At 64.6% G+C, this 21,030-nt stretch carries 31 protein-coding genes; 1 reads left to right on the plus strand and 30 read right to left on the minus strand.

All coding sequences use genetic code 11. The annotated features are described in order from the left end of the window. Positions 1 to 112: 112 nt before the first annotated feature. A complete protein-coding gene (locus ACTZWT_RS06880) occupies positions 113 to 1,126 on the plus strand; it encodes a zinc-binding alcohol dehydrogenase family protein (RefSeq protein WP_444768937.1) in 1,014 nt (337 codons plus the stop codon). A gap of 369 nt (positions 1,127 to 1,495) precedes the next feature. On the opposite strand, the gene ACTZWT_RS06885 is transcribed toward ACTZWT_RS06880, so the two are convergent. The 30 genes from ACTZWT_RS06885 to fusA all read right to left on the minus strand — a co-directional run bounded on the left by ACTZWT_RS06885 (position 1,496) and on the right by fusA (position 21,018). Then, positions 1,496 to 2,290, minus strand: a complete 795-nt coding sequence (locus tag ACTZWT_RS06885; RefSeq protein WP_444768938.1) for an SDR family NAD(P)-dependent oxidoreductase — start codon at positions 2,288 to 2,290, stop codon at positions 1,496 to 1,498. A gap of 328 nt (positions 2,291 to 2,618) precedes the next feature. Beyond that, entirely contained in the window at positions 2,619 to 3,035 is a 417-nt protein-coding gene (gene rplQ / locus ACTZWT_RS06890) for a 50S ribosomal protein L17 (protein ID WP_444768939.1), read from the minus strand. 179 nt (positions 3,036 to 3,214) lie between these two features. Continuing rightward, on the minus strand, positions 3,215 to 4,234 hold the full coding sequence (locus ACTZWT_RS06895; RefSeq protein ID WP_444768940.1) for a DNA-directed RNA polymerase subunit alpha: 1,020 nt from the start codon (positions 4,232 to 4,234) through the stop codon (positions 3,215 to 3,217). A 136-nt stretch (positions 4,235 to 4,370) separates the two neighbouring features. Beyond that, positions 4,371 to 4,760, minus strand: coding sequence for a 30S ribosomal protein S11 (gene rpsK, locus ACTZWT_RS06900; RefSeq protein WP_322517502.1), 390 nt, complete (start codon positions 4,758 to 4,760; stop codon positions 4,371 to 4,373). 123 nt (positions 4,761 to 4,883) lie between these two features. Continuing rightward, complete coding sequence (rpsM, locus tag ACTZWT_RS06905) at positions 4,884 to 5,252, minus strand: 30S ribosomal protein S13 (protein ID WP_322517503.1); 369 nt, start codon at positions 5,250 to 5,252, stop codon at positions 4,884 to 4,886. Between the two features lie 186 nt (positions 5,253 to 5,438). Next, complete coding sequence (locus ACTZWT_RS06910) at positions 5,439 to 6,494, minus strand: adenylate kinase (RefSeq protein WP_444768941.1); 1,056 nt, start codon at positions 6,492 to 6,494, stop codon at positions 5,439 to 5,441. Continuing rightward, positions 6,491 to 7,822 carry a preprotein translocase subunit SecY gene (gene secY, locus ACTZWT_RS06915; protein WP_444768942.1) on the minus strand — a complete coding sequence of 444 codons (1,332 nt, stop codon included), beginning with the start codon at positions 7,820 to 7,822 and terminating at the stop codon, positions 6,491 to 6,493. Before secY ends, ACTZWT_RS06910 begins: the two co-directional genes overlap by 4 nt. Positions 7,823 to 7,972: 150 nt before the next feature. Beyond that, positions 7,973 to 8,458, minus strand: a complete 486-nt coding sequence (rplO, locus tag ACTZWT_RS06920; RefSeq protein ID WP_322517506.1) for a 50S ribosomal protein L15 — start codon at positions 8,456 to 8,458, stop codon at positions 7,973 to 7,975. Positions 8,459 to 8,470: 12 nt separating this feature from the next. Further along, positions 8,471 to 8,665 (minus strand): 50S ribosomal protein L30, encoded by a 195-nt coding sequence (gene rpmD, locus ACTZWT_RS06925; protein WP_011441203.1) that lies wholly within the window; start codon positions 8,663 to 8,665, stop codon positions 8,471 to 8,473. 56 nt (positions 8,666 to 8,721) lie between these two features. After that, positions 8,722 to 9,297, minus strand: a complete 576-nt coding sequence (gene rpsE / locus ACTZWT_RS06930; RefSeq protein ID WP_322517507.1) for a 30S ribosomal protein S5 — start codon at positions 9,295 to 9,297, stop codon at positions 8,722 to 8,724. A 60-nt stretch (positions 9,298 to 9,357) separates the two neighbouring features. Next, positions 9,358 to 9,720, minus strand: coding sequence for a 50S ribosomal protein L18 (gene rplR, locus ACTZWT_RS06935; RefSeq protein ID WP_322517508.1), 363 nt, complete (start codon positions 9,718 to 9,720; stop codon positions 9,358 to 9,360). Between the two features lie 11 nt (positions 9,721 to 9,731). Next, positions 9,732 to 10,265 (minus strand): 50S ribosomal protein L6, encoded by a 534-nt coding sequence (rplF, locus tag ACTZWT_RS06940; protein WP_444768943.1) that lies wholly within the window; start codon positions 10,263 to 10,265, stop codon positions 9,732 to 9,734. A gap of 112 nt (positions 10,266 to 10,377) precedes the next feature. Continuing rightward, positions 10,378 to 10,776, minus strand: coding sequence for a 30S ribosomal protein S8 (rpsH, locus tag ACTZWT_RS06945; RefSeq protein ID WP_322517510.1), 399 nt, complete (start codon positions 10,774 to 10,776; stop codon positions 10,378 to 10,380). 13 nt (positions 10,777 to 10,789) lie between these two features. After that, on the minus strand, positions 10,790 to 11,095 hold the full coding sequence (rpsN, locus tag ACTZWT_RS06950; RefSeq protein ID WP_011441198.1) for a 30S ribosomal protein S14: 306 nt from the start codon (positions 11,093 to 11,095) through the stop codon (positions 10,790 to 10,792). 57 nt (positions 11,096 to 11,152) lie between these two features. Beyond that, the gene (gene rplE / locus ACTZWT_RS06955; protein WP_444768944.1) at positions 11,153 to 11,710 is read right to left on the minus strand and encodes a 50S ribosomal protein L5; all 558 of its coding nucleotides are present in this window, start codon (positions 11,708 to 11,710) and stop codon (positions 11,153 to 11,155) included. Beyond that, on the minus strand, positions 11,703 to 12,017 hold the full coding sequence (rplX, locus tag ACTZWT_RS06960) for a 50S ribosomal protein L24 (RefSeq protein ID WP_011441196.1): 315 nt from the start codon (positions 12,015 to 12,017) through the stop codon (positions 11,703 to 11,705). Before rplX ends, rplE begins: the two co-directional genes overlap by 8 nt. Further along, on the minus strand, positions 12,017 to 12,385 hold the full coding sequence (gene rplN, locus ACTZWT_RS06965) for a 50S ribosomal protein L14 (RefSeq protein WP_011441195.1): 369 nt from the start codon (positions 12,383 to 12,385) through the stop codon (positions 12,017 to 12,019). Before rplN ends, rplX begins: the two co-directional genes overlap by 1 nt. Before the next feature lie 60 nt (positions 12,386 to 12,445). Beyond that, positions 12,446 to 12,694, minus strand: coding sequence for a 30S ribosomal protein S17 (gene rpsQ / locus ACTZWT_RS06970; protein ID WP_444768945.1), 249 nt, complete (start codon positions 12,692 to 12,694; stop codon positions 12,446 to 12,448). Positions 12,695 to 12,705: 11 nt separating this feature from the next. Continuing rightward, positions 12,706 to 12,915 (minus strand): 50S ribosomal protein L29, encoded by a 210-nt coding sequence (rpmC, locus tag ACTZWT_RS06975; protein WP_011441193.1) that lies wholly within the window; start codon positions 12,913 to 12,915, stop codon positions 12,706 to 12,708. 5 nt (positions 12,916 to 12,920) lie between these two features. Further along, positions 12,921 to 13,334: a 50S ribosomal protein L16 gene (gene rplP / locus ACTZWT_RS06980; protein WP_119857377.1), complete on the minus strand. Its 414-nt coding sequence runs from the start codon at positions 13,332 to 13,334 to the stop codon at positions 12,921 to 12,923. A gap of 33 nt (positions 13,335 to 13,367) precedes the next feature. After that, complete coding sequence (rpsC, locus tag ACTZWT_RS06985; protein ID WP_444768946.1) at positions 13,368 to 14,066, minus strand: 30S ribosomal protein S3; 699 nt, start codon at positions 14,064 to 14,066, stop codon at positions 13,368 to 13,370. Between the two features lie 22 nt (positions 14,067 to 14,088). Continuing rightward, on the minus strand, positions 14,089 to 14,475 hold the full coding sequence (gene rplV / locus ACTZWT_RS06990) for a 50S ribosomal protein L22 (protein WP_011441190.1): 387 nt from the start codon (positions 14,473 to 14,475) through the stop codon (positions 14,089 to 14,091). Between the two features lie 10 nt (positions 14,476 to 14,485). Next, positions 14,486 to 14,764: a 30S ribosomal protein S19 gene (gene rpsS / locus ACTZWT_RS06995; RefSeq protein WP_444768947.1), complete on the minus strand. Its 279-nt coding sequence runs from the start codon at positions 14,762 to 14,764 to the stop codon at positions 14,486 to 14,488. Between the two features lie 11 nt (positions 14,765 to 14,775). Next, positions 14,776 to 15,612, minus strand: a complete 837-nt coding sequence (gene rplB, locus ACTZWT_RS07000; RefSeq protein WP_444768948.1) for a 50S ribosomal protein L2 — start codon at positions 15,610 to 15,612, stop codon at positions 14,776 to 14,778. 13 nt (positions 15,613 to 15,625) lie between these two features. After that, complete coding sequence (locus ACTZWT_RS07005; RefSeq protein WP_322517514.1) at positions 15,626 to 15,925, minus strand: 50S ribosomal protein L23; 300 nt, start codon at positions 15,923 to 15,925, stop codon at positions 15,626 to 15,628. Further along, positions 15,922 to 16,542 carry a 50S ribosomal protein L4 gene (gene rplD / locus ACTZWT_RS07010; RefSeq protein WP_322517515.1) on the minus strand — a complete coding sequence of 207 codons (621 nt, stop codon included), beginning with the start codon at positions 16,540 to 16,542 and terminating at the stop codon, positions 15,922 to 15,924. The genes ACTZWT_RS07005 and rplD overlap by 4 nt, the downstream gene beginning before the upstream one ends. A 1-nt stretch (position 16,543) precedes the next feature. Further along, positions 16,544 to 17,272, minus strand: a complete 729-nt coding sequence (gene rplC / locus ACTZWT_RS07015; protein WP_444768949.1) for a 50S ribosomal protein L3 — start codon at positions 17,270 to 17,272, stop codon at positions 16,544 to 16,546. Positions 17,273 to 17,322: 50 nt separating this feature from the next. Then, on the minus strand, positions 17,323 to 17,631 hold the full coding sequence (gene rpsJ, locus ACTZWT_RS07020) for a 30S ribosomal protein S10 (protein WP_002712302.1): 309 nt from the start codon (positions 17,629 to 17,631) through the stop codon (positions 17,323 to 17,325). Positions 17,632 to 17,715: 84 nt separating this feature from the next. Further along, entirely contained in the window at positions 17,716 to 18,906 is a 1,191-nt protein-coding gene (tuf, locus tag ACTZWT_RS07025; RefSeq protein ID WP_444768950.1) for an elongation factor Tu, read from the minus strand. 39 nt (positions 18,907 to 18,945) lie between these two features. Continuing rightward, positions 18,946 to 21,018 carry an elongation factor G gene (gene fusA, locus ACTZWT_RS07030; RefSeq protein ID WP_444768951.1) on the minus strand — a complete coding sequence of 691 codons (2,073 nt, stop codon included), beginning with the start codon at positions 21,016 to 21,018 and terminating at the stop codon, positions 18,946 to 18,948. Positions 21,019 to 21,030: the final 12 nt, after the last annotated feature.

Raw genomic sequence — 21,030 nt, forward strand, 5'->3', positions numbered from 1 at the left:
CGGCAGGTCAATCATGCGTGTCCCGAGCATAGCCCGGCGGCCGGGACGCTTGCAATTCCCGGTCGAAATGACACCTACAGCAACCGACCGCGCAGCACAGGAGCACCATTCGATGAAGGCCGTTGGCTACACCAAATCCCTCCCGATCGACGACGCCGACGCGCTGATGGATGTCGATGTCCCGAAGCCCGAGCCCGGACCGCGCGACCTGCGCGTCGCGGTGAAGGCGATCTCGGTCAACCCGGTCGACTTCAAGGTCCGCAACCGCGCCGCGCCGCCGGCCGGCGACATCAAGATCCTCGGCTACGACGCCGCCGGCGTGGTCGAGGCCGTGGGCAGCGAGGTGACGCTGTTCCGGCCCGGCGACGAGGTGGCCTATGCCGGCTCGATCGGCCGCCAGGGAACCAATGCCGAACTGCATCTGGTCGACGAGCGCATCGTCGGCCGCAAGCCGACGACGCTGTCCTTCGCGCAGGCCGCGGCGCTGCCGCTGACCTCGATCACCGCGTGGGAACTGCTGTTCGACCGGCTCGGCGTGCGGCCCGGCAAGGCGCACGACCCGCGCACGCTGCTGATCACCGGCGGCGCCGGCGGCGTCGGCTCGATCCTGATCCAGCTCGCGCGCCGCCTCACCGCGCTGACCGTGGTGGCGACCGCGTCGCGGCCGCAGACGCAGGCCTGGTGCCGCGACCTCGGCGCCCATGCGGTGATCGATCACAGCCGGGCGATGAAGCCGCAGATCGACGCCCTGGAGCTGCCGCCGGTGGCGCTGATCGCCAGCCTCACCGGCACCGAGCAGCACTTCCCGGCGCTGGTCGAGATCCTCGCGCCGCAGGGCAAGGTGGCGCTGATCGACGATCCTGCGGCGCTGAACCCGATGCTGCTGAAACCGAAATCGGCGTCGCTGCACTGGGAGGCGATGTTCGCGCGGTCGAGCTACACCACGCCCGACATGATCGCGCAGCACGATCTTCTGAACGAGGTCGCCGACCTGATCGACGCCGGCGTGCTGCGCTCGACGCTGGAGAACAGCTTCGGCGCCATCAATGCGGCGAATTTGAAACGCGCCCATGCGCTGCTGGAGAGCGGCAAGTCGGTCGGCAAGATCGTGCTGGAGGGGTGGTAGCAGCGCGCGCCCCCTCCGCGAGTCATTCCGGGGCGCGCGCAGCGAAGCTGCGGGCGAACCCGGAATCTGGAGCGCAGAACACCTCGAGATTCCGGGTTCGCGCCTGCGGCGCGCCCCGGAATGACGACCGTAGTCGCCGTGCCCGCGTCGCCCTCACCCCAGCCCTCTCCCGCAAGCGGGAGAGGGAGCAGGCTGCCGACGCGGCTGCGGCAGCGGACAAACGCGATTCAGAATCGCTCTTACAAGAGTTAGTTCGATCTCGTCATTATGAGTTGGTCCGAGGCGCTCATCCGACCGGCAGCGCGCTCCCTCTCCCGCTTGCGGGAGAGGGTTGGGGTGAGGGCAGCCGCGGGCAGTGAGCTCGACGAACTACGCGATCGTCTGCAGCAGCCCGCCCTCGGCGCGCAGCGCGGCGCCGTTGGTGGCGGCGGCTTCCTTCGAGGACACGTACACTACCATGTTGGCGATCTCCTCGACGGTGGCGAAGCGCTGGATCAGCGAGCCGGGGCGATGGTCCTTGATGAAGTTCGAGGCGGCCTCGGCCTCCGACTGGCCGTTCTGCTTGGCCAGATCGGCGACGAAGGTCTGCACGCCTTCGCTCATCGTCGGCCCTGGCATCACCGCATTGACCGTCACCGCGGTGCCGCGGGTCATTTCGGCGAGGCCGCGCGACACCGAAAGCTGCGCGGTCTTGGTCATGCCGTAGTGGATCATCTCCTTCGGAATCATCAGCGCGGATTCCGACGAGATGAAAACGATGCGGCCCCAGTTGCGCTCGAGCATCCCCGGCATGTAGGCGCGCGACAGCCGCACGCCGCTCATCACATTGACGTCGAAGAAGCGCTGCCAGTCCTCGTCCGGAATGTCGAAGAAGCCCTTCGGCTCGAAGATGCCGGTGTTGTTGATCAGGATGTCGACGCGGGGAATCTCCGTCACCAGCGCGGCGCAGCCCTCCGCGGTGGAGACGTCGGCGGCGACGCCGCACAGCTTGGCGCCCGGCACCGCCCTGTCCAGCGCGGTGAGCGCGGCGTCGACCTTGGCCTGGCTGCGGCCGTTGACCACCACCTCGGCGCCGGTCGCCGCGAGCCCCCTGGCGATGGCGTGACCGATGCCCGCGGTCGACCCGGTGACCAGCGCGGTCTTGCCGGAAAGATTGATGTTCATCTGGTTGCTCCTGGTTACATTGCTCGGCGCGCAGCTAAGTAGCGATCAGGCCGTTTCAATCGTCAGGCAAGACCGAGCTTGATCAACCTTCCGTTTGTCATTCCGGGGCGCGCGTAGCGCGAGCCCGGAATCCATAACCCCTGAGCACGCGTAAAGCCGCAGCGCTGCCGCACTCGGCACGAACGCAAGGCTGGGAGTATGGATTCCGGGCTCGCGAGCTGCGCTCGCGCCCCGGAATGACGAACGAGAGGAAGTTGCCTATGCACAACGAAAAAGGCGGCGCCTTGCGGCACCGCCTTTAGAAATAACCAGACTGGAAAGAAGCCGCTTACGCCGCTTCGGCCGCGCTGTCCTGGGTCGGGCCGGAGTCCTTGCCCTTGGCGTCCTCGTCGCGGTCGACGAATTCGATCACCGCCATCGGGGCGTTGTCGCCGTAGCGGAAGCCGGCCTTGATGATGCGGGTGTAGCCGCCGTGACGGTCGGCGTAGCGCGGCGCCAGCACGTCGAACAGCTTGCGGACCTGGTCGAGGTCGCGCATCTCGCTGATCGCCTGGCGGCGCTTGTCGAGGCCGCCCTTCTTGCCGAGCGTGATCAGCTTCTCGACGATCGGCCGCAGCTCCTTGGCCTTCGGCAGCGTGGTGACGATCTGCTCGTGCTTGATCAGCGCGGCGCACATATTGGCGAACATCGCCTTGCGATGCTCGGCGGTGCGGTTGAGCTTCCGATGAACCTTGCCGTGACGCATGTGAGTAGTCCCTCTAATTCAATGTCCCGACGGTTCGTCGGAGTTGCAGGTGGGCTGCCTGCGTTCGCCCGGTGGTGCCTCATCCTTCGAGACGCGGCTACGCCGCTCCTCAGGATGAGGAGAGAGGCCTCATGGTGAGGAGCGCTGAAAGCGCGTCTCGAACCATGAGGCCGATTTGCTTAGTAGTGATCCTCGAAGCGCTTGGCGAGCTCGTCGATGTTCTCCGGCGGCCAGCCCGGCACTTCCATGCCGAGATGCAGGCCCATCTGCGCCAGCACTTCCTTGATCTCGTTCAGCGACTTGCGGCCGAAGTTCGGGGTGCGCAGCATTTCGGCTTCCGACTTCTGCACCAGATCGCCGATATAGACGATGTTGTCGTTCTTCAGGCAGTTCGCAGAACGCACCGACAGCTCCAACTCGTCGACCTTCTTGAGGAAGGCCGGGTTGAAGGCGAGATCCGGAATGATCTCCTGGGTGACTTCCTTGCGCGGCTCTTCGAAGTTGACGAAGACGTTGAGCTGGTCCTGCAGGATGCGGGCGGCGAAGGCGACCGCGTCGTCCGGGGTCAGCGCGCCGTTGGTCTCGACCGTCATGGTCAGCTTGTCGTAGTCGAGGATCTGGCCCTCGCGGGTATTCTCGACCTTGTACGACACCTTGCGGACCGGCGAGTACAAGCTGTCGACCGGAATCAGGCCGATCGGCGCGTCTTCCGGACGGTTGCGCTCGGCGGCGACGTAGCCCTTGCCGGTGTTGACGGTGAACTCCATGCGGATCTCGGCGCCCTCGTCGAGGGTGCAGAGCTGCAGGTCGGGGTTCAGCACCACGATGTCGCCGACGGTCTGGATGTCACCGGCGGTGACGACGCCCGGACCCTGCTTCTTCACGACCATCCGCTTCGGGCCTTCGCCCTGCATCTTCAGCGAGATGTCCTTGATGTTCAGCACGATGTCGGTGACGTCCTCGCGCACGCCGGCGATCGAGGAGAACTCGTGCAGCACGCCGTCGATGTGGACCGACTGCACCGCCGCGCCCTGCAGCGAGGACAGCAGCACGCGCCGCAGCGCGTTGCCGAGCGTCTGGCCGAAGCCGCGCTCGAGCGGCTCGGCGACCAGCGTCGCGAAGCGATTCGCATCGCTGCCCGGGGTCACCTGAAGCTTGTTCGGTCGAATGAGTTCTTGCCAATTTTTCTGGATCGTCACTGTGTCACCTTCCTGGCCAGTCGAACGCCGCCGAAATCAATGGCGCGGGTCACTGGCGATGGAAACTGCGGATCAATCCGCGCCGAAATATCGAAAAACGTCGCGGGCGGCATGGCGCCACCCGCGACGGAAAAAATCAGACCCGGCGGCGCTTGCGCGGCCGGCAGCCATTGTGCGGGATGGTGGTGACGTCGCGGATCGAGGTCACCGTGAAGCCCGCCGCCTGCAGCGCGCGCAGCGCCGACTCACGGCCCGAACCCGGACCGGCCACCTCGACCTCGAGGGTGCGCATGCCGTGCTCCTGCGCCTTCTTGGCGACGTCCTCGGCCGCGACCTGCGCGGCATAGGGGGTCGACTTGCGCGAGCCCTTGAAACCCATCGTGCCGGCGGACGACCAGGCGATCGCATTGCCCTGCGCGTCGGTGATGGTGATGGTCGTGTTGTTGAACGACGAGTTCACATGCGCGACGCCCGAGGCGATGTTCTTGCGCTCGCGGCGGCGAATGCGGCCGGCTTCCTTAGCCATGGTCTACCTTTCTGAGTGATCTCAACGCCGCCGTAACACCAGCGGCTCCACCAAAATGCGAATGGCGAAAAGTGCGCCGCGAGTAGAGCCCTACTCGCCACGCACCGTTCGCTACTCGCAAAATTACTTCTTCTTGCCGGCGATCGCCTTGGCCGGACCCTTGCGGGTGCGCGCGTTGGTATGGGTGCGCTGACCACGCACCGGCAGACCGCGGCGATGACGCAGGCCGCGATAGCAGCCGAGGTCCATCAGACGCTTGATGTTCATGCCGGTCTCGCGGCGGAGATCGCCCTCGACCAGATAGTCGCGGTCGATGACTTCGCGGATCTGAAGAACCTCGGCGTCGCTCAGCTGATTGACGCGACGCTCCACCGGGATCTTCACCTTCTCGATGATATCGGCGGCATTCTTCTGGCCGATGCCATGGATGTACTGGAGCGCGATCAGCACGCGCTTGTTGGTCGGGATATTCACGCCGGCTATACGGGCCACAGACTTCTCTCCTGTCGCCGACCGCAACCGGCCGGCTATTCTTGCTATCTCGGGCTGGCGTTCACAAACGCGAACACGACGCCATCCCCTCGGTCGTTCTGGGGCCCGGCATCGTCTGAAACCTATCCGACGGGATATCGGGCCTTATTAAAGGATTCCGTTTCTGTTCGTCAACCGAATCCAGGTTCAAGCTCGCTTTTTGTTGACTTTCCTGGCCTTTTGGGCGGAGGACGTCCCCGCCGTCTTGGCCGCCTTTTTGGTCACCTTGGCGCCGCGCTTCGGCGCCTTGGCGGTCGATTTGGCCTTCGACTTGTCGGCTTTCTTGCCGGCCTTCTTCACAGCCTTGGCGGGAGCCCTGCTCGCGGCCTTGGCGGCCTTTTTGCCAGCCTTTTTCGTGGCTTTCGCCGGCTTCTTCAGACCCGACGACGCCGTCTTGGCGGATGCCGTTTTGCTCGAAGACTTGCCGCTAACTGCCTTCTTGGGCGCAGCTTTTTTGGCCGGAACCTTGCCGGGAGCTTCGGCCTTGCCGGCGGCCTTGGCCTTGGAGGTCGCAGCCTTAGAGCTTTTAGCCTTGGCGGACTTGGCCGGCTTCTTCGCGCTCTTCTTGACGGCCCGCTTCGCAGCCGCGGTCTTGGCGGCCTGCTTGGCGTTGGCCTCGCCTAGCGCTTCGAGGATTCGGCCGATCTCGCGGGTGACCTCGTCGATGGTCATCATGCCGTCGACGGTCAGCAGCTTGCGCTTGTCCGAATAATACTCGACCAGCGGTTCGGTCTGGGCGCGGTAGGCGGCCAGCCGCTTCGCCAGCGCCTCGGCGTTGTCGTCGGCGCGCGGCTCCTCGCCCCGGGCGCGCATCTCGGCGACGCGGGTCTCGACCCGGGCCAGCAGCGCACTCTCGTTGACGCGCAGTTCGACCACGGCGTCGAGGCCGAGCTTCTTGTCCTTGAGCAGCGCGTCGAGCGCCTCGGCCTGCGGCACGGTGCGCGGGAAGCCGTCGAGGATGAAACCCTTGGCGGCGTCGGGCAGTTCGATGCGGTCGGAGATGATGCCGATCACCACCTCGTCCGGCACCAGGCCGCCGCTCGCCATGATGTCCTTGGCCTTCAGCCCGACCGGCGTGCCGGCCGCGACGGCGGCGCGCAGCATGTCTCCGGTGGAAAGCTGGACGAGGCCGTAGTGCTGAACCAGGCGAGCCGCTTGCGTTCCCTTGCCCGCCCCCGGCGGACCGAGAAGAATCAGTCTCATTTCTTGCGGCCCCTCAGCTTCGACTTCCGGATCAGGCCTTCATACTGGTGCGCCAGCAGATAGCCCTGCACCTGGGCGACCGTATCCATGGTGACGCTGACCACGATCAGAAGCGAAGTTCCGCCGAAATAGAACGGCACCGCCGCATAGGAAATCAGGACTTCGGGAATCAGACAGACGATCGCCAGATAGATCGCGCCGACCACGGTGATGCGGGTCAGAACGAAGTCGATGTACTCGGCGGTGCGCTCGCCGGGGCGGATGCCCGGGATGAAGCCGCCGTGCTTCTTCAGATTGTCCGCGGTCTCGGTCGGGTTGAACACGATCGCGGTATAGAAGAACGCGAAGAACACGATCATCGCGATGTAGAACACCAGGAACAGCGGCCGGCCGTGGCCGAACTGCGTCACCACCCACTGGAACCATTCCGGGCCGGTGCCCGAATTGAAGCTCGCGATGGTGGTCGGCAGCAGCAGCAGCGACGAGGCGAAGATCGGCGGGATCACGCCCGAGGTGTTGAGCTTCAGCGGCAGATGCGAGGACTGGCCCTCGAACATCTTGTTGCCGACCTGGCGCTTCGGATACTGGATCAGCAGCCGGCGCTGGGCCCGCTCCATGAACACGATGAAGGCGATGACGACGACGGCCATCACCAGCACGACCAGGATCAGCGCGGTCGACAGCGCGCCCTGACGACCGAGTTCGAGCATGCTGGCGAGCGCCGAAGGCAGCTCGGCGACGATGCCGGCGAGGATGATCAGCGAAATGCCGTTGCCGATGCCGCGCGAGGTGATCTGCTCGCCCAGCCACATCAGGAACATGGTGCCGCCGGTCAGCGTGATCGCGGTCGACAGCAGGAAGAACATGCCGGGCTCGGACACGACGTTGCCGGCGCCCTGCAGGCCGACGGCGATGCCGTAGGACTGGAACGCCGCCAGGATCACCGTGAGATAGCGGGTGTACTGGTTCAGCGTCTTGCGGCCGGACTCGCCTTCCTTCTTCAGCGCCTCGAGCTGCGGCGACACCGTCGTCAACAGCTGCACGATGATCGAGGCCGAGATGTACGGCATGATGTTCAGCGCGAAGATCGCCATGCGGTGGATGCCGCCGCCGGCGAACATGTTGAACATGCCGAGAATGCCGCCGGCCTGCGACTTGAAGACCTGCTCCCACACCGTGGGATCGATGCCGGGCAGCGGGATGTAGGTCCCGAGCCGATACACCAGCAGCGCGCCGAGCGTGAACCAGATCCGCTTTTTCAGCTCCTCGGCCTTGCCGAGCGCCGAGAAATTGAGGTTTGCCGCTAGTTGTTCCGCTGCAGAGACCATGTCCGGCTTTCTCCCGCGCTACTCGTCCCGTGGTGCCGCCGGATGCGGGCCGCCGAGTGAGCGCCGGGCATCAATTTGGTGCGCGACTGTCGTCAATTCCACTGCCGCCGGCAAGGCCGGCGCCCGCTTTCGCGGGCGATGACGGCAATGTTACGCAGCTTCGCCTTCGTCCTTCTTCGGCGCCAGGATCTTCACCGTGCCGCCGGCCTTCTCGACCGCCTCGATCGCCGATTTGGTGGCGCCGTGGACTTCGATCGTGAGCTTCGACTTGAGCTCGCCGCGGCCGAGAAGCCGCACGCCGTCGCGCGAACGCCGCAGCACGCCGGCCGCGACCAGCGATTCGGCGTTGATCACCGCGCCGGCATCGATCGTCTTGGCGTCGATCGCATCCTGCAGCCGGTCGAGATTGATCTCGGCGAATTCCAGCCGGAAGATGTTGTTGAAGCCACGCTTCGGCAGACGCCGATGCAGCGGCATCTGGCCGCCTTCGAAGCCCTTGATGCGCACGCCGGAGCGCGCGGTCTGGCCCTTGCCGCCACGGCCGCCGGTCTTGCCTTTGCCGGAGCCGATACCACGGCCGATGCGCATGCGCTTCTTGCGTGCGCCGGGATTGTCAGAAATCTCGCTGAGCTTCATCGCCCTGCCCTCTTACTTCTCGTCGACGACGCGAACGAGGTGTTGCACCTTGGCGATCATGCCGCGAACTTCAGGCGTATCCTGAAGCTCGGTGACCCGGCCGATCTTGTTGAGCTTGAGGCCGACCAGCGTCGCGCGCTGCGAGTGATGGCGGCGGATTGGGCTGCCGATCTGCTCGACCTTGATCATGTTTGCGGCGTTGGCCATCGTCTTCACTCCGGATCGCGTCTTGTCTCTGTCAGCGTGATCGCGCGATCACGCCGTTATTCGGCAACCACTTCCGCATCGCCGCCGACGCGGCGGGCCTGCAGGGTGGAAACCTTGATGTTGCGGCGGGCTGCGACCGCACGCGGCGAATCGAGGTGCTTCAGCGCGTCGAAAGTGGCGCGAACCATGTTGTAGGGGTTCGACGAACCGATCGACTTCGCCACCACGTCCTGGATACCGAGCGTCTCGAACACCGCGCGCATCGGGCCGCCGGCGATGATGCCGGTACCGGCCGGGGCGGCGCGCAGATAGACGCGGCCGGCGCCGTGACGGCCGGCGATGTCGTGATGCAGCGTGCGACCGTCGCGCAGCGCCACCCGGGTCAGGTTGCGCTTCGCCGCTTCGGTCGCCTTGCGGATCGCTTCCGGCACTTCGCGCGCCTTGCCGTGGCCGAAACCGACCCGGCCCTTCTGGTCGCCGATCACGACCAGCGCCGCGAAACCGAAACGCTTACCGCCCTTCACGACCTTCGCCACACGGTTGATGTGGACGAGCTTGTCGACGAACTCGCTGTCGCGCTCCTCGCGATCCCTGCTCCGTTCGCGTCCACCGCGTTCGCGTTCAGCTGCCATGGTGTTTTCCAATCTCTGCGAGGCTGTCGCCCCGATCCTTGTATCCGTTCAAACCGAAACTTAGAAGCTCAGGCCGCTCTCGCGGGCCGCATCCGCCAGCGCCTTGACGCGGCCGTGATACAGGTAGCCGCCGCGATCGAACACGACTTCCTTGACGCCCTGCTTCACCGCGCGCTCCGCGAGCAGCTTGCCGACCGCCTTCGCCGCGTCGATGTTCGCGCCGGTGTTGCCGGCCTCGCGCAGCGACTTCTCCAGCGACGACGCCGACGCCAAGGTCTCGCCCTTCAGATCGTCGATCACCTGGGCGTAGATATGCTTCGACGAGCGGAACACCGACAGCCGCGGACGGCCGTTGGCGGTGCGCCGCAGGGCGATCCGGACCCGAGTCTTGCGCCGGGCATTCGTGACATTCAACTTCGACATGACCGGCTCCGTTACTTCTTCTTGCCTTCCTTGCGGAAGATGAACTCGTCAGAATAGCGCACGCCCTTGCCCTTGTAGGGCTCCGGCGGACGATAGTCGCGGATCTCGGCCGCGACCTGCCCGACCTTCTGCGAGTCGATGCCGACGACGTTGATCTCGGTCGGCTTCGGCACCGTGATGGTGATCCCTTCCGGGATGTCGTAGAGCACGTCGTGGCTGTAGCCGAGCGCGAGCTGCAGCTTCTTGCCCTGCAGTGCGGCACGATAGCCGACGCCGGTGATCTCGAGCTTCTTCTCGAAGCCCTTGGTGACGCCTTCCACCAGGTTCGCGATCTGGGCGCGCGCAGTTCCGTACAACGCCTGAGCGCGATTCGTCTCGAACCGCGGCGCCACCTTCACCGAGCCGTCCTCGAACTTGACGTCGACGTCGTCGTGCACGACGAACTGAAGCTGACCCTTCGGCCCCTTCATCTTGACGGTCTGACCCTCGACGGTCGCCGTCACCCCGGACGGGACCGTGACGGGCTTCTTGCCAACGCGTGACATGGTCGATCCTTCCTAACCAAACATCCTCCGGCGTAACGACGCCGCGGAAGATGCGCCAATTTCCGTTGTCTCGGCGCGTCCCGACCGCTTCATGCGGCGGGTCGCGCTTCGCTCAGAACACCGTGAACAGAACCTCGCCGCCGACATTGGCGTCGCGGGCATCGTGATCGGCCATGATCCCCTTCGGGGTCGACAGCACCGAGATGCCGAGGCCGTTGTTGACGCGCGGCAAATTCTTCACCGAAGCATAGACCCGACGACCCGGGCGCGACACGCGCTCGATTTCGCGGATCACGGGCTCGCCGTCGAAATACTTCAGCTCGATCTCGAGCTCGCTGCGCCCCGAGGAATGCTCGACGCTGGCGTAGCCGCGGATATAGCCCTCGCTCTTCAGCACTTCGAGCACGCTGGCGCGCATCTTCGAGCCGGGAGTCGAGACCTTGGACTTCGAACGCATCTGCGCGTTGCGGATGCGGGTGATGAGATCGCTGATCGGATCGTGCGTGGACATCTGACGACCCTCCTTACCAGCTCGACTTGACGAGGCCGGGAACCAGGCCCTTCGAACCGAGGTCGCGGATCGCGATACGGCTCAGCTTGTTCAGGCGGTAGACCGAGCGCGCGCGGCCGGTGATTTCGCAACGGTTGCGAATCCGGGTCGCCGACGAATTGCGCGGCATCTCGGCGAGCTTCAGGGTCGCCGCGAAACGCTCCTCCATCGGGAGGTCCTTGTCGGCGATGATGGCCTTCAGACGCGCGCGCTTCGGCGCCGCGTTCTTGGTCATCTTCTTCCGACGATTGTTCTTCTCGATCGAACTCTTCTTTGCCATGCCAGGCTCCTGGGTTTCCGCGTTTGAGAGGCAGATCAGCTCGAGGCTGTCAGCGTCTCACTGCCGGAACGGGAAATTGAATGCGGTGAGCAACGCGCGCGCTTCGTCGTCAGTCTGCGCGGTGGTGCACACCGTGATGTCCATGCCCCACGACTCGCCGGATTTGTCGAAGTCGATTTCGGGGAAAATGATGTGTTCCTTGATGCCGAGCGAGTAGTTGCCGCGGCCGTCGAAGCTCTTCGGATTCAGGCCGCGGAAATCCCGGACGCGCGGCAGCGCGACCGTGATCAGGCGGTCGATGAACTCGTACATCTTCGCCTTGCGCAGCGTCACCTTGCAGCCGATCGGCTGGTTCTCGCGCAGCTTGAAGGTCGAGATCGCCACCCGCGAATAGGTCACGACCGGCTTCTGACCGGCGATCAGCGCCATGTCGGCAGCCGCCAGATCGGCCTTCTTGCGATCGTTGACCGCTTCGCCGATGCCCATGTTCAGCACGACCTTGTCGAGTCGCGGAACCTGCATGACGTTGGCGTAGCCGAACTTCTCAGTCAGCTGCGTGCGGATGCTCTTGTCGTATTCCGTGCGAAGGCGCGGAACGTATGCGGTCTCAGCCATCGATCTCTGCTCCCGAGCTCTTGGCGATGCGAACCTTCTTGCCGTCCGCCAGGATCTTGAAACCGACCCGGGTCGGTTTGCCGTCCTTGCCGACGATCGCGATGTTGGACAGGTCGATCGGCGCCTCTTTCGAGATGATGCCGCCTTCCTGGGACTGGGTCTGCTTCTGGTGGCGCTTGACGATGTTGATGCCGCGAACCAGCGCCACACCGGCGGCCGGACGGACCTCGAACACCTCGCCGGTGCGACCCTTGTCGCGCCCGCTCAGCACCATCACCTTGTCGCCCTTACGAATCTTGGCGGCCATCACAGCACCTCCGGTGCCAGCGAAATGATTTTCATGTGGTTCTTCGCACGCAGCTCGCGCGGCACCGGCCCGAAGATACGGGTCCCGACCGGCTCGGACTGATTGTTGATCAGCACGGCGGCGTTGCGGTCGAAGCGGATGACAGAGCCGTCGGGGCGGCGGATGTCCTTGCGGACCCGGACCACCACGGCCTTCATCACGTCGCCCTTCTTCACCTTGCCGCGCGGAATCGCTTCCTTGATCGACACCACGATGACGTCGCCCACGGTGGCATAGCGGCGCTTGGAGCCCCCGAGCACCTTGATGCACATGACACGGCGTGCGCCTGAATTATCGGCCACGTCGAGGTTGGTCTGCATCTGGATCATTGATGCACCTCGTCCTCTCTCTAATGCGCTGATGCGCTCTCAACTGACGCGCAAATGCGCTTAGGCGGTGGTCTTCGATTCGCCCCGGACCACGGTCCAGCGCTTCAACTTCGAGATCGGCTTGCTCTCCTCGATCCACACCATGTCGCCCGGATGGAACTGATCGTTCTCATCGTGCGCGTGGTAGTTCTTCGAGCGCCGGATGGTCTTCTTGTAGATCGGGTGGGTGAAGCGACGGTCGACTCGCACCACCACGGTCTTGGCTTGCTTGTCGCTGACGACCACGCCCTGCAGGGTCCTCTTCGGCATCTCTGTGGTCCTTACTTCGTCTTGCCGGCGCGCTTCTGCGCGGCGATGGTCTTGATCCGGGCGATGTCGCGCCGGGCTTCGCGCAGCCGCGAGGTATCCTCGAGCTGGCCGGTGGCGCGCTGGAAGCGCAGGTTGAAGCGCTCCTTCTTCAGATTGAGGATCGCGTCGTCCATCTGGTCTTCGCTCATCGCGCGGATGTCGCCGCTCTTCATTTCAGCCATGACACTCACTCCGCGATGCGCGCGACGAAGCGCGTCTTGATCGGCAGCTTGGCGGCGGCCAGCGTCAGCGCCTCCTTGGCGAGCTGCTGGTTGACGCCGTCGATCTCGAACATCACCCGGCCGGGCTTGACGCGGGCGACCCACAATTCCGGCGCGCCCTTGCCGGAGCCCATGCGGACTTCGGCCGGCTTCTTCGACACCGGAACGTCCGGGAAGATCCGGATCCAGACGCGGCCGGCGCGCTTCATGTGGCGGGTCAGCGCGCGACGGGCGGCTTCGATCTGGCGCGCGGTGACGCGCTCCGGCTCCATCGCCTTCAACCCGAACTGGCCGAACGCCAAGGTAGCGCCCGACGACGCAACGCCGTGGATGCGGCCCTTGTGCGCCTTGCGGAACTTGGTCTTCTTTGGTTGCATCATGGCTTACGCCCTCAAACCTTATTCAGCAGAAGATCAGGCAGCGTCGCGGCGCGGGCGGGAATTGTCGCCTTCAGCCATACGCTTGTCCTGGGCCATCGGATCGTGTTCGAGGATCTCGCCCTTGAAGATCCACACCTTGACGCCGCAGGTGCCGAAGGTGGTGAACGCGGTCGCGACGCCGTAATCGATGTCGGCGCGCAGCGTGTGCAGCGGAACGCGACCTTCGCGATACCACTCCATGCGCGCGATTTCGGCGCCGCCGAGACGGCCCGAGCAGTTGATCCGGATGCCCTCGGCGCCGAGACGCATCGCCGACTGCACCGCCCGCTTCATCGCGCGGCGGAACGCGACACGGCGCTCGAGCTGCTGCGCGATCGACTCGGCGACCAGGGTCGCGTCGAGCTCCGGCTTGCGGATTTCGACGATGTTGATGACGACGTCCGACGCGGTGATGTCGGCGACCTTCTTGCGCAGCTTGTCGATGTCGGCGCCCTTCTTGCCGATCACGACGCCCGGGCGCGCGGAATGGATCGTCACCCGGCACTTCTTGTGCGGGCGCTCGATCACGATGCGCGCAACCGCGGCCTGCTTCAATTCCTTGTGCAGAATCGCGCGGATCCTGACGTCCTCGTGCAGCAGCTTGCCGTATTCGTTCTTGCCCGCGAACCAACGGGAATCCCACGTCCGGTTGATTCCCAGCCGCAGCCCGATCGGATTGATCTTTTGACCCATCGAAAGTCTCCCGCGCCTGGCTTTAAGCGCTTGCTTCGGCTTCGACCTGACGAACGACGATCGTCAGCTGCGCGAATGGTTTGAGAATACGGCCCGAGCGACCACGGCCGCGCGGCGAAAATCGCTTCATCACGATGCCCTTGCCGACATGAGCCTCGGAGACGACGAGCGCGTCGACGTCGAGGTCGTGGTTGTTCTCGGCGTTGGCGATCGCCGATTCCAGGCACTTCTTGACGTCGACCGCGATCCGCTTGCGCGAGAACTGCAGGTCGGCGAGCGCCGCCGCAGCCTTGCGGCCGCGGATCAGCTGGGCGACCAGATTGAGCTTCTGCGGGCTGACGCGAAGCATCCGGGCGACGGCCTTGGCCTCGTTGTCGGGGAGAACCCGTTCGCGCTTGGGTTTGCTCATGGCTTCGTCCTCAACCCTTCTTCGACTTCTTGTCGCCGGAGTGGCCGTGGAACGTGCGGGTCGGCGAGAACTCGCCGAACTTGTGACCCACCATTTCCTCGTTGATCGCCACCGGCACGTGCTTCTGGCCGTTATAGACGCCGAAAGTCAGCCCGACGAACTGCGGCAGGATGGTGGAGCGGCGGCTCCAGATCTTGATGACGTCGTGACGGCCCGACGCACGCGCGGTATCCGCCTTCTTCAGCAGCGAGCCCTCGACGAACGGGCCCTTCCAGACTGAGCGAACCATGTCCGGCTTCCTTACTTCTTCTTCCGCTTGTGGCGGCTGATGAGAATGAACTTGTCGGTCGACTTGTTCGAGCGGGTCTTCTTGCCCTTGGTCGGCTTGCCCCACGGCGTAACCGGGTGGCGGCCGCCCGAGGTGCGGCCTTCGCCGCCGCCGTGCGGATGGTCGATCGGGTTCATCACGACGCCGCGGTTGTGCGGGCGCCAGCCGAGCCAGCGCGTACGCCCGGCCTTGCCGATCGAGATGTTCATGTGATCCGGGTTCGACACCGCGCCGATGGTGGCGGTGCAGCGGCCGTGGACCAGCCGCTGTTCGCCCGAATTCAGGCGAACGATGACGTAGTCGTGGTCGCGCCCGACGAGCTGGGCATAGGTGCCGGCCGAACGCGCGATCTGCCCGCCCTTGCCGATCTTCAGCTCGACATTGTGGATGATCGTGCCGATCGGCATGTTGCCGAGCGGCATGACGTTGCCCGGCTTCACGTCGACATAGGCGCCGGCGATCACGGTGTCGCCGACCGCCAGACGCTGCGGCGCCAGGATGTAGGCCTGCTCGCCGTCCTCGTACTTGATCAGCGCGATGAAGGCGGTGCGGTTCGGATCGTATTCCAGCCGCTCGACCTTGGCCGGAACGTCGACCTTGGTGCGTTTGAAGTCGACCACACGATAGGTCTGCTTGTGGCCGCCGCCGCGGAATCGAACGGTGATCCGGCCGGTGTTGTTACGGCCGCCCTTCGAGTGCTTGCCCTCGGTGAGCGTCTTGACCGGCTTGCCCTTGTAGAGCGCCGAACGATCGACCATCACCAGCTGGCGCTGGCCCGGCGTCGTAGGATTGTATTTTTTCAGTGCCATGGTCGGTCCCGCCTTACAGTCCGGTGGTCACGTCGATGCGGTGACCCTCTTCCAGGGTCACGACCGCGCGCTTGACGTCCGACTGCGTGCCGAAGGTGCCGCGGAAGGACTTCGACTTGCCCTTACGCACCAGCGTGTTCACGCTCTTCACCTTGACGTCGAACAGCTTCTCGACGGCTTCCTTGATCTGCGGCTTGGTGGCGTCGCCCAGAACCTTGAACACAACCTTGTTGTGCTCGGAGGCCATGGTCGCCTTTTCGGTCACCACCGGAGCGACGATCACGTCGTAGTGGCGCGGATCGATGGATTTCATTTGAAGCGCGCCTCCAACGCATCGACCGCCGCCTTGGTCAGAACCAGCTTCCGACGGCGCACAATATCGTAGACGTTGATGCCCTGGACCGGCAGCACGTCGATGTTCGGGATGTTGCGGGCCGCCGTGGCGAACCCGGTATTGACCTCGGCGCCGTCGATGATCAGCGCGTTGGTCAGACCGAGGCCGGAGAACGCGCCGACCAGAGCCTTGGTCTTCGCAGCCTCGAGCTCGGCCTTGTCGATCACGATCAAGCCGCCGCCCTTGGCCTTGGCCGAGAGCGCATGACGCAGCGCCAGCGCGCGGACCTTCTTCGGCAGATCGATGGCGTGCGAACGCACCACCGGACCGAACGCACGGCCACCGCCGCGGAACTGCGGCACGCGCTGCGAACCGTGACGAGCACCGCCGGTGCCCTTCTGCTTGTACATCTTCTTGCCGGTGCGCCAGATCTCGGCGCGGCCCTTGGCCTTGTGGGTGCCGGCCTGACGCTTGGCGAGCTGCCAGATCACGCAGCGCTGGACGATGTCCTGGCGCGGCTCGAGACCGAAGATCGCGTCGGAGAGCTGGACCGAGCCGGCTTCCTGACCTTCAAGAGTGGTGACTTTCAATTCCATCTCACACACCCTCCTGCTCGGCAGCAGCCGGAGCCGCAGCCTCATCGCCGCCATTGGCGAGCCGGAACTTGCCCGGCTTCGGCGCGTCGGCCGGCAGCGCCTTCTTGACGGCGTCGCGGACCGAGATCCAGCCGCCCTTGGTGCCGGGAACGGCACCCTCGACCAGGATCAGGCCGCGCTCGACGTCGGTCTGCACCACACGCAGGTTCAGCGTGGTGATGCGGTCGACGCCCATGTGGCCGGGCATCTTCTTGTTCTTGAAGGTCTTGCCCGGGTCCTGACGGCCACCGGTCGAACCGATCGAACGATGCGACACCGACACGCCGTGGGTGGCGCGCAGACCGCCGAAGTTCCAGCGCTTCATGCCGCCGGCGAACCCCTTGCCGACCGAAGTGCCGGTGACGTCGACGAACTGGCCGACGACGAAGTGGTCGGCCTGGATCTCGGCGCCGACCGGGATCAGCGCGTCCTCGGACACGCGGAACTCGGCGACCTTGCGCTTCGGCTCGACCTTGGCGACGGCGAACTGGCCGCGCTCGGCCTTCGGCATGTAAACGGTCTTGCGCGCACCCGAACCGAGCTGCAGCGCAACATAGCCGTTCTTTTCAGTGGTGCGATGGGCGAGCACCTGGCAGTTGCCCAGCTTCAGCACGGTCACGGGGATATGTTCGCCGGTCTCCGTAAAGACCCGCGTCATCCCGACCTTCTGTGCGATCACTCCGGAGCGCATCGGCGTGCTTCCTGTTCTTTCTGTCCGTTAAGTAACCGGACGGTCCAATCTCAGAGCTTGATTTCGACGTCGACGCCGGCAGCCAGGTCGAGCTTCATCAGCGCATCGACGGTCTGCGGGGTCGGGTCTACGATGTCGAGGAGGCGCTTGTGGGTGCGCATCTCGAACTGCTCGCGGCTCTTCTTGTCGACGTGCGGCGAACGGTTGACGGTGAACTTCTCGATCCGGGTCGGCAGCGGGATCGGCCCGCGCACCTGCGCACCGGTTCGCTTCGCGGTGTTGACGATCTCACGCGTCGACGTATCGAGAATCCGATGGTCAAACGCCTTGAGGCGAATGCGAATATTCTGGCCGTTCATTGCCGTATCTTTCTTCAGTGAGCCAATGGTGACTAGTGAGCGGCGGACAGGTCCCTGCCCGCCACTCTCTATTCCCTATTCGCCTTACTCGATGATCGAGGCCACCACGCCGGCGCCGACGGTGCGGCCGCCTTCGCGGATGGCGAAGCGGAGCTTCTCTTCCATCGCGATCGGCACGATCAGGTGCACTTCCATGGCGATGTTGTCGCCCGGCATCACCATCTCGGTGCCTTCCGGCAGATGCACGACGCCGGTGACGTCGGTGGTGCGGAAGTAGAACTGCGGACGATAGTTGGTGAAGAACGGGGTGTGACGTCCGCCCTCTTCCTTCGTCAGGATGTAGGCCTCGGCCTTGAACTTGGTGTGCGGCTTCACCGAACCCGGCTTGCACAGCACCTGGCCGCGCTCGACGTCCTCGCGCTTGGTGCCGCGCAGCAGGCAGCCGATGTTGTCGCCGGCCTGGCCCTGATCGAGCAGCTTGCGGAACATTTCGACGCCGGTGCAGGTCGTCTTCTGGGTGTCGCGGATGCCGACGATCTCGATTTCCTCGCCGACCTTGACGATGCCGCGCTCGACGCGACCGGTCACCACCGTGCCGCGGCCCGAGATCGAGAACACGTCTTCGACCGGCATCAGGAACGGCTGGTCGATCGGGCGCTCCGGCTGCGGGATGTAGGCGTCGACCGCCTTCATCAGCTCAAGGATCGCGTCGTGGCCGAGCTTCGGATCCGAGTTCTCCAGCGCCGCCAGCGCCGAGCCCTTGATGATCGGAATGTCGTCGCCCGGGAAGTCGTACTTCGACAGCAGCTCGCGCACTTCCATCTCGACCAGCTCGAGCAGTTCCGGATCGTCGACCATGTCGCACTTGTTCAGGAACACGACGAGCGCGGGAACGCCGACCTGACGCGCCAGCAGGATGTGCTCGCGGGTCTGCGGCATCGGGCCGTCGGCCGCCGACACCACCAGGATGCCGCCGTCCATCTGCGCCGCACCGGTGATCATGTTCTTCACGTAGTCGGCGTGACCCGGGCAGTCGACATGCGCGTAGTGGCGGTTCTGCGTCTCGTATTCGACGTGAGCCGTCGAGATCGTGATGCCGCGCGCCTTCTCTTCCGGCGCCTTGTCGATCTGGTCGTAGGCCGTGAACGTCGCGCCGCCCGTCTCCGCCAGAACCTTGGTGATCGCCGCCGTCAGCGACGTCTTGCCATGGTCGACGTGACCGATCGTCCCAATGTTGCAGTGCGGCTTGTTTCGTTCAAACTTTGCTTTGGCCATCGTTCTTCTCCGTTCAGTCGCAGCTTACGCCGGCGACAATCAGGCAAACTTCTTCTGGACTTCCGCCGACACGTTTGCCGGGGCTTCCGCGTAGTGGTCGAACTGCATCGTGAAGGTCGCGCGACCCTGGCTCATCGAGCGCAGGTTGTTCACGTAACCGAACATGTTCATGAGCGGCACCATCGCATTGATGACGTTGGCGTTGCCGCGCATGTCCTGGCCCTGGATCTGGCCGCGCCGCGAGTTGAGGTCGCCGATCACCGAACCGGTGTAGTCTTCCGGGGTGACGACCTCGACCTTCATGATCGGCTCGAGCAGAACCGACTTGCCCTTCTGCAGCGCTTCGCGGAAGGCGGCCCGCGACGCGATTTCGAAGGCCAGCGCCGACGAGTCGACGTCGTGATACTTGCCGTCGATCAGCGAAACCTTGACGTCGACCACGGGGAAGCCCGCGACCACGCCCGAGCCGAGCACGCTCTCGATGCCCTTTTCGACGCCGGGGATGTATTCCTTCGGCACCGCGCCGCCGACGATCTTCGACTCGAACTCGTAGCCCTTGCCGGGCTCGTTCGGCTCGACGATGAACTTCACCGCAGCGAACTGACCGGTACCGCCAGTCTGCTTCTTGTGGGTGTAGTCGACTTCGGCGCGCTTGGTGATGCGCTCACGGAACGCCACCTGCGGCGCGCCGATGTTGGCGTCGACCTTGTAGGTACGGCGCAGAATGTCGACCTTGATGTCGAGATGCAGTTCGCCCATCCCCTTGAGGATGGTCTGACCGGATTCGAGATCGGTGGACACCCGGAACGACGGATCTTCCGCAGCGAGCTTCGCCAGCGCGACGCCGAGCTTTTCCTGGTCGGCCTTCGACTTCGGCTCGATCGCGATCTCGATCACCGGCTCCGGGAATTCCATCTTTTCGAGGATCACGGGCTTGGCGGGATCGCACAGCGTGTCGCCGGTGCGCGCTTCCTTGAGACCGGCCAGCGCGACGATGTCGCCGGCATAGGCTTCCTTGATGTCTTCGCGGTTGTTGGCGTGCATCAGCAGCATGCGGCCGATGCGCTCCTTCTTCTCGCGGGTCGAGTTCACCACGCCGGTGCCGCTCTGCAGCACGCCGGAATAGATGCGGCAGAAGGTGATGGTGCCGACGAACGGGTCGTCCATGATCTTGAACGCGAGCAGCGCAAGCGGCTCCTTGTCGTCCGCCTGGCGCACGACTTCGTTGCCGTCCTCGTCGATACCCTTGATCGCCGGCACGTCGATCGGCGACGGCAGGTAGTCGACCACGGCGTCGAGCAGCGGCTGCACGCCCTTGTTCTTGAAGGCCGAACCGCACAGCACCGGATAGAACGCGCCGGTCAGCACCGCCTTGCGGATCAGCCGCTTCAGCGTCGCCTCGTCCGGCTCATTGCCGTCGAGATAGGCGGCCATGGCGTCGTCATCGAGCTCGACGGCGGCCTCGATCATCTTCTCGCGATATTCCTTGGACTGCTCGAGCAGGTCTTCCGGAATGTCGGTGTCTTCGAACTTCGCGCCGAGCGATTCATCGCTCCACACCACGGCCTTCATGCGGACCAGATCGATCAGGCCCTTGAAGTTGTTCTCGGAGCCGATCGGAAGCTGGATCGCGACCGGCTTGGCGCCGAGGCGGTCGATGATGTCCTGCAGGCACTTGAAGAAGTCGGCGCCGGTCTTGTCCATCTTGTTGGCGAAGACGATGCGCGGAACCTTGTACTTGTCACCCTGGCGCCAGACCGTCTCGGTCTGCGGCTCGACGCCCTGGTTGCTGTCGAGCACGCATACCGCGCCGTCGAGCACGCGCAGCGAACGCTCGACTTCGATGGTGAAGTCGACGTGGCCGGGAGTGTCGATGATGTTGAGGCGCTTGCCGTTCCAGAACGCGGTGGTGGCGGCGGAGGTGATCGTGATGCCCCGCTCCTGCTCCTGCGTCATCCAGTCCATCGTCGCGGCACCTTCGTGCACTTCGCCGATCTTGTGGCTCTTGCCGGTGTAGAACAGGATGCGCTCGGTCGTCGTGGTCTTGCCGGCATCAATGTGGGCCATGATGCCGAAATTACGGTAGTCCTCGATGGCGTGAACGCGGGGCATGACGTCTTCCTT

The sequence above is a fragment of the Rhodopseudomonas sp. NSM genome (assembly GCF_052445935.1).
Taxonomy (GTDB): Bacteria; Pseudomonadota; Alphaproteobacteria; order Rhizobiales; family Xanthobacteraceae; genus Rhodopseudomonas.